This window comes from Acinetobacter seohaensis (assembly GCF_056431365.1).
This window is the reverse complement of sequence record NZ_JBWKMK010000111.1, coordinates 1-6,236: the sequence shown is the minus strand read 5'-3', so window position 1 is coordinate 6,236 and position 6,236 is coordinate 1. Positions and strand designations below refer to the sequence as shown.

The 6,236-nt window shown below is 38.1% G+C and carries 5 protein-coding genes and 1 pseudogene; 3 read left to right on the top strand and 3 right to left on the bottom strand.

Features of this window, described 5'->3' with window-relative positions; all coding sequences use genetic code 11:
• Positions 1 to 276: 276 nt before the first annotated feature.
• Positions 277 to 1,800 carry a TerC family protein gene (locus AC07E5_RS10300; protein ID WP_498625398.1) on the top strand — a complete coding sequence of 508 codons (1,524 nt, stop codon included), beginning with the start codon at positions 277 to 279 and terminating at the stop codon, positions 1,798 to 1,800.
• A gap of 267 nt (positions 1,801 to 2,067) precedes the next feature.
• On the opposite strand, the gene AC07E5_RS10295 is transcribed toward AC07E5_RS10300, so the two are convergent.
• Positions 2,068 to 2,928, bottom strand: a complete 861-nt coding sequence (locus AC07E5_RS10295) for an alpha/beta hydrolase family protein (RefSeq protein WP_104851904.1) — start codon at positions 2,926 to 2,928, stop codon at positions 2,068 to 2,070.
• Positions 2,929 to 3,068: 140 nt separating this feature from the next.
• On the opposite strand from AC07E5_RS10295, the gene AC07E5_RS10290 reads away from it, so the two are divergent.
• Positions 3,069 to 3,521, top strand: coding sequence for a hypothetical protein (locus AC07E5_RS10290; RefSeq protein WP_004976749.1), 453 nt, complete (start codon positions 3,069 to 3,071; stop codon positions 3,519 to 3,521).
• 173 nt (positions 3,522 to 3,694) lie between these two features.
• Here AC07E5_RS10290 and AC07E5_RS10285 read toward each other — a convergent pair whose 3' ends face one another.
• Both AC07E5_RS10285 and brnQ read right to left on the bottom strand, forming a co-directional pair.
• The gene (locus AC07E5_RS10285; RefSeq protein ID WP_004976747.1) at positions 3,695 to 3,931 is read right to left on the bottom strand and encodes a hypothetical protein; all 237 of its coding nucleotides are present in this window, start codon (positions 3,929 to 3,931) and stop codon (positions 3,695 to 3,697) included.
• Positions 3,932 to 4,503: 572 nt separating this feature from the next.
• On the bottom strand, positions 4,504 to 5,796 hold the full coding sequence (brnQ, locus tag AC07E5_RS10280) for a branched-chain amino acid transport system II carrier protein (RefSeq protein WP_154320787.1): 1,293 nt from the start codon (positions 5,794 to 5,796) through the stop codon (positions 4,504 to 4,506).
• Between the two features lie 366 nt (positions 5,797 to 6,162).
• On the opposite strand from brnQ, the pseudogene AC07E5_RS10275 reads away from it, so the two are divergent.
• Positions 6,163 to 6,236: pseudogene (locus AC07E5_RS10275) on the top strand (IS607 family transposase); the annotation flags it as partial.

The window sequence follows — 6,236 nt, the reverse complement described above, 5'->3', positions numbered from 1 at the left end:
GTTCAAATGGCGATTCAGCGTTTAATTGGTTTTGGGAAAAAAGAAGAGTTTAAGGAAATTTTGGCAATTTTAAGAAAGCAGAATCCTGATAGGATAAGGGTTCTGTGAAATTTGTCGTGTACAGAGTCAAAAAAATTAAAAATTTAATTACAAATGTTCAAGATTGTGCATAATTAAGCTATCTATTGCTAAAAAGGTTACTTTTATGGATCCGTCGCCGTGCGCAGGTCTACTTTATATTTCGATTTCTGCTAACTATCTCGGAGCTATGAACTAATGGAGTTTTTATTAGATCCGGGAATATGGGTTGGTTTAATTACACTTATTATTCTAGAAATCGTATTAGGTATTGATAACCTAGTCTTTATTGCAATTCTTGCAGAAAAATTACCCCCAGAACAGCGTGATAAAGCCCGTGTGATTGGCTTATCTTTAGCGTTGTTTATGCGTTTAGGATTGTTATTTGCAATCTCTTGGTTGGTTACTTTAACCGAACCGTTAATTACCTTATTTGAAAAAACCTTTTCAGGGCGTGACCTCATTCTCTTGGGTGGCGGTTTGTTCCTCGTCTATAAGGCGGTAGGAGAGTTGCATGAGAAGATGGAAGGCAAACCCGAAGTCAAAGTCACGACCAATGTGGTTTATGCAAGTTTTGCCGCAGTTGTAGCACAAATTGTTGTTCTAGATGCAGTTTTCTCTTTAGACTCAGTCATTACCGCAATTGGCATGGTCGACAACATCTATGTGATGATGGTTGCCATGGTGATTGCAATGTTGGTGATGTTACTTGCATCTAAGCCATTAACTGTTTTTGTGAACCGTCATCCAACAGTGGTGATTTTGTGTTTAAGCTTCTTACTATTAATTGGTATCAGCTTGATTGCAGAAGGTTTTGGCTTCCATATCCCTAAAGGTTATATCTATTCGGGTATTGGTGTTGCGATTGCTATTGAAGCGTTTAACCAATTTGGTCAGCGCAATGTTGCAAAACATGAAGCAAAAATTCCGTTACGTCACCGTACTGCAGATTCAATTTTAAAATTGATGGGGGGGCGAGTTGAAACCAGTAGCCCTGATTTGCATAACGAAGCGCAAGAAGCGTTTGCAGATGAAGAACGCTACATGATTGGTGGTGTCTTGACCTTGGCAGAGCGTTCAGTCGCATCAATTATGACGCCACGTAGCCAAATTTCATGGGTCGATATTGAAGATTCACCTGAACAAATCCGCGAACAGATTCTATCTGTACCACACAGCTTATTCCCAGTGTGTCGTGGTAGTTTAGATAAAGTCATTAGTATTGTACGTGCCAAAGAGTTGTTGGATGTATTGGACGAAGAAGAAGAGCTTAAAGCTTTAATTAAACGTCAGCGTCCAATTTACATTTTTGAAAAAATGAAAGTGATTGATGCGATCAATACGTTACGTACCTCTAAAGGTTCTTTGGTTTTAGTCAGCGATGAGTTTGGTAATGTTCAAGGTTTGATTTCACCGCTTGATGTGTTTGAAGCGATTGCAGGTGAATTCCCTGATGCAGACGAACAGTTAGATTTGGTTAAAACCAATGAAAACGAATGGAAAGCAACAGGTATGCTGGATTTATACCAGCTTGAACTTGAACTGGGTATGATGGATCTGATTGAAGAAGATGCAGGCTACATTAGCGTTGCAGGTTTGATTTTAGATAAAACCCAAGGTGAAGTTCAGGTCGGCACGCAGTTGGATTATCAAGGTGTGCACTTTGAAGTGACAGAACTTGATGGTAACCGTATTAAAACTGTGATGATTCGCTTACGCTAATTACTAAGCTTTGAATTAAATCACTCAAAAAGCTCTACCGAAATGGTGGAGCTTTTTTATGGTGTAATAAAAAGATTGTGATGTTTCATCCTGAAAATGTGTATCAGCGATAAGTCTGGATTTTAAAAGCTGAACATGAAATGTGGCATGGAATAGAAAAAAAGAAACAACCAAACAGGATTACAAATTTGGTTGCTTAAACAGGGAAAAGAAAAAGCGAGAAACTAAAACAAATGTTTAATTTGTATGTGACTTCGCCACTAAAAATTAAACTGCCAATTGATTTTCAATCACATTCCATAAATTTCGATGTGACTTTTTAAACATCGCCATATGCCCAATGGCTTTATGCTGATAACGCTTTGGTTTAAGTTCAATCATATTAGTCGATGCATGGGGATAGAGACGGAGTAAATCTTTCACATTCGCTTCGGTGGCAATCTCATCATCCGAACTCCAAATAGCAGTAATCGGGCAACGAATTTTATCGTGATAATGCTGTGAAACTGTTTTGCCTATAGCATTGATGACATAGCCGGGTTTGCTGCAAAATTGTGCCCATTGTTGGGCCACATTTTTAGGTAGGTTTTCGCCCATGCCAATTGCATTGGTTGGGCCATAACCATGTGTGATTCTGGCAAGTGGAAAAATAACTTTAAACATCACAGGGGCAAGTAGGCGAGTACGACCTTTTAAACCTTTTGTGTGGCCTGTAGAGCCTGAAACAGCTACGACTTTTGCCACTTTATGATATTCAGGATTAATCCCCAGTAATTGTCCGCCTGCGCTGTGTCCCAATAAAACCACTTGTTCAGCTTGCGTTTTTTGCAGCAAAGTATTTACTGCTGCAGGAATATCTAACTGCCCCCAATCAACAATACTGGCTTCACATTGTTTCAATGGTTCGTGTAACGAATCACCAATACCACGAAAATCAAAACACAGCACAGCATAGCCTTGTTCATTTAGCCATGTGGCAAAAGCGTGATAAAAATTCTTGGTAATGCCTGTCGCGGGACAAATCAAGACGGGTAGACGCTGTGCTTGTGTATATTGATTTGGATAATAACGGGCAGCGAGGGCATAACCATCTGCACATATAATATTTAAGCTTTCAAATGTGCTCATAATGTTTTAAGGATGATGAGAATAAAGTTACTTTACACGAGTTCCAAAAAGAAACTTGTATTTATTCTGACTCTAAAGTCAAGCTTAGTAGTCTGCGAGTGTAGTTAAATAGCCACACGAAAAATAAAAGAGTGTTAAACATGGAAAGTTTATCTTTGGCAGTGCGCCTTGCGATTATTTTCAGTGGAATATTTTTGTGGGTGGGGATGCTTACAGGCGTGTGGAAATATTGGCAAATTCGTGCTTCTGCCCAAGCGCGTGCTCATTATTATGTGGATATCGCACATCGCAGTAGTTTGTTATATGCACCTGCAAGTTTAATTTTAGCGGTCTTGGCTTATTTTTGTATTTGGGATGCCACTGTAATTTTAATTTGTGTGATTCTAAATTTAGTATTTTTTAGCTTTTCTATTCTGAGTTATATCTTGCATGGATTGCTTAAAGATACCACTAATCAATTTAAACAACCGCATCAAATTGCAGCATGGACATTGCCAAGTTGGTGCATGAGTTTGGCGATGCTGTTATTGATTGTGGCTGAATTGGGTGGGACTAGTGTGTTATTGCTTGGCGCAATCTATGGATTGTTGTAATTCTAATTGCTCAGTTTAATTTTTTCTTGGTAGCCCGTAGAAGATTTTGAGATTTTTGCTGTAGATCAGGAATGATGATTAGAATCTACTTTTTGAGTTTGGCGGCAGAGGAGTGATCCATCTGCCGCAAAGTGAAAGCGAAAAAGCTAAAATGAGTGGGTGCTAGGGTAAGATTAATGAACTTCTACGTTTTTATGTTCACGAAACTTTTGGTCAATGGATGTCCAAATCGCAAAGGCTATACATACCAATAAGGCATATAAAAAATAGGTTGGTTTCAAGTTGCCTTGAATTGAGCCTTGGAGCAATAGGGTCAGCATCAGTGCAAAAGTGGTGCTTAAAAAAGTAACTAGATTTTGGTTAGCCTTCAGAGCGTTAATGAAGACTTGCGTATTGAAATGTGAAAACATCTCCATCCCTCCTTGTTATAAATCACTAAAATCAGAGCATTTTAGTCAGATTGGTTTTATTGTTCTACCTTGTTTAGCAAACTATTTCAAGCCCTTATAGTCATATTTTGATAAAAAACATCATTTTCATATGAAATACTACTATTTGTTATCATTTATTTACAAAATAATAAAAAGTAGTGTGTTTTTTAAGCCATTTAAATACGATTTCAATCGTACTTGCATATTTTATGCCAGCTAATTTTGAGGGCGACTATACGACTTTAGCGTTAATTTGAGCTCTGCTTAAAATGGGTGAATGATTTATTTTGTTTTAGTTTTTTATTGAAAATATTTTAATTTCATTTGTTTATTTATACCAAATAATTATTTGGGTTGCTATTATCATGACTGATAAATTGCCTTAAAAAGAGGCAGTTTTAGCACAAGAAACAATAAGTGCGGGTTTGGGTAAAACCTGACAATTATTGTCTAACTTAAATTCGTATTTGGATAAAACACGACTTTAATACAATACAGCTCGAAAATAGAGCATGACTTGAAAAAATAGCCGAGCTCGAAGTCCGTACTGGCTATTTTTTCATTCGATCATGAATTGTAGCGAATACAAAAATCAGTAATGCAGGAATCAACCAAGCGAGGTTTTGTTCACTCAGGGGAAAATTGGTCAGTGTGGTTGGCAAGAATCTAGCTAAGTCTGCGGCCTTCATTGCATCAATGATGCCAAAGAGCAATGCAACTGCGGCAGTAGGTGCAATCACGCGGGTTGGAATACGGAATAATCCCCAGAAAAAGCTGAGTAGAATGACCACAATTGCAGGTGGATAAATCGCGCTTAAAATAGGCACTGAAACTGCAATGAGTTTGGTGAGTCCAAGATTGGAAATAACAAAGGCAAAGCCCACTAAAATAAATACCCAACGGCGATAATGAATTTTAGTAATTTGCTCAAAATATCCAGCACATGCGCATGTCAGTCCAATTGCCGTAACCATGCAGGCAATAAAAATCATTGCAGCTAAAAATACCGAGCCAAATCCGCCAAAAGCATGTTGCACATAGGCATGTAAAATGACTGCACCATTACTGGCATTGGCGGCAACATCGTGACTGCCCATCCCCAGTTTAAATAGGCTTAGATAAACTAAAGTTAAACCGATCCCTGAAATTAAACTTGCCCATACCGCATAGCGGGTGATGAGTTTTTTATCAGTTACGCCACGTGAACGAATCGCATTAATAATCACAATCCCGAATACCAATGCACCTAAGGTATCCATAGTGAGATAACCGTTAATAAAGCCTTCAGATACAGGACTGTTCACATAATTGTGAATGGCAGGTGAAATTGTACCTGTCGGAATAATAAATGCAGTGATGCCTAAAATTAGTAATGACAGAATTTTAAGCGGGGAAAGTACATAGCCCACTGTATCTAAAATTTTGTGTGGATACAGTGAAACTAACATCACCAAGGCAAAATAGATGGCGCTATAAATGAATAAGGTACTCGCGGAATCGCCAAAATAGGCAGAGAAACCAATTTCATAAGATACGGTAGCGGTACGTGGTGTGGCGAAAAGCGGGCCAACCGCTAAATAACAGACGACTGTTAAAATTAAGCTCGCGATTTTGCCTAAAGGCGAACTTAAAATTTGTATAGAACCTTCGACACGTGACAACGCCATAATGGTAATCACGGGTAAGCCAACTGCGGTAATGAGAAAACCGAGCGCAGCAAGCCAGACGTGTTCGCCCGCTTGCTGTGCCACGATAGGTGGGAAAATAATATTACCTGCACCAATAAACAGCGCAAAGGTCATAAAACCCAAGGCAATAATATCCCGTGTGCGTAAATTCGTCATGGGAGAGAAATAAGATGTAAACAAAAGAAACCGATTTTAGTAGATCGAGCTATGATTTTCTAATTTATTTTATAGGTCATATGAATATTTTTTATGATATGTGTTTGTAGGCTATTTTAATCTTCACTATAAAAATTAAATAACTTACTGTTTATATGATGTATTTTTGAAAAATGCTGATCCCACATAGTATAGATGGCTTATCTAGTATAAGTTTTGGTTGCTATTTTAAATGCGCAGTTCTTAAACAAAACTGTTGGTCGCATGACGATGGATACTTGTTTGGCAGCTTGAGCTGATTTTACAAGCCGAAAGGGTTAATAACTGCTAGTTGAAATCTACCTATTTCTATATTATTATATACAAATGAGTAGATATGTTAGTATTGGCGTTGCAGCTAAAACACTGGGTGTTTCCATCCAAACCCTAAGAAGATGGGA

Excerpts from the sequence above, each read along its gene's own strand:
- AC07E5_RS10285 (WP_004976747.1), bottom strand. The coding sequence starts at position 3,931 with ATGTTTTCACATTTCAATACGCAAGTCTTCATTAACGCTCTGAAGGCT.
- brnQ (WP_154320787.1), bottom strand. The coding sequence starts at position 5,796 with ATGACGAATTTACGCACACGGGATATTATTGCCTTGGGTTTTATGACC.
- AC07E5_RS10290 (WP_004976749.1), top strand. The coding sequence starts at position 3,069 with ATGGAAAGTTTATCTTTGGCAGTGCGCCTTGCGATTATTTTCAGTGGA.
- AC07E5_RS10295 (WP_104851904.1), bottom strand. The coding sequence starts at position 2,928 with ATGAGCACATTTGAAAGCTTAAATATTATATGTGCAGATGGTTATGCC.
- AC07E5_RS10300 (WP_498625398.1), top strand. The coding sequence starts at position 277 with ATGGAGTTTTTATTAGATCCGGGAATATGGGTTGGTTTAATTACACTT.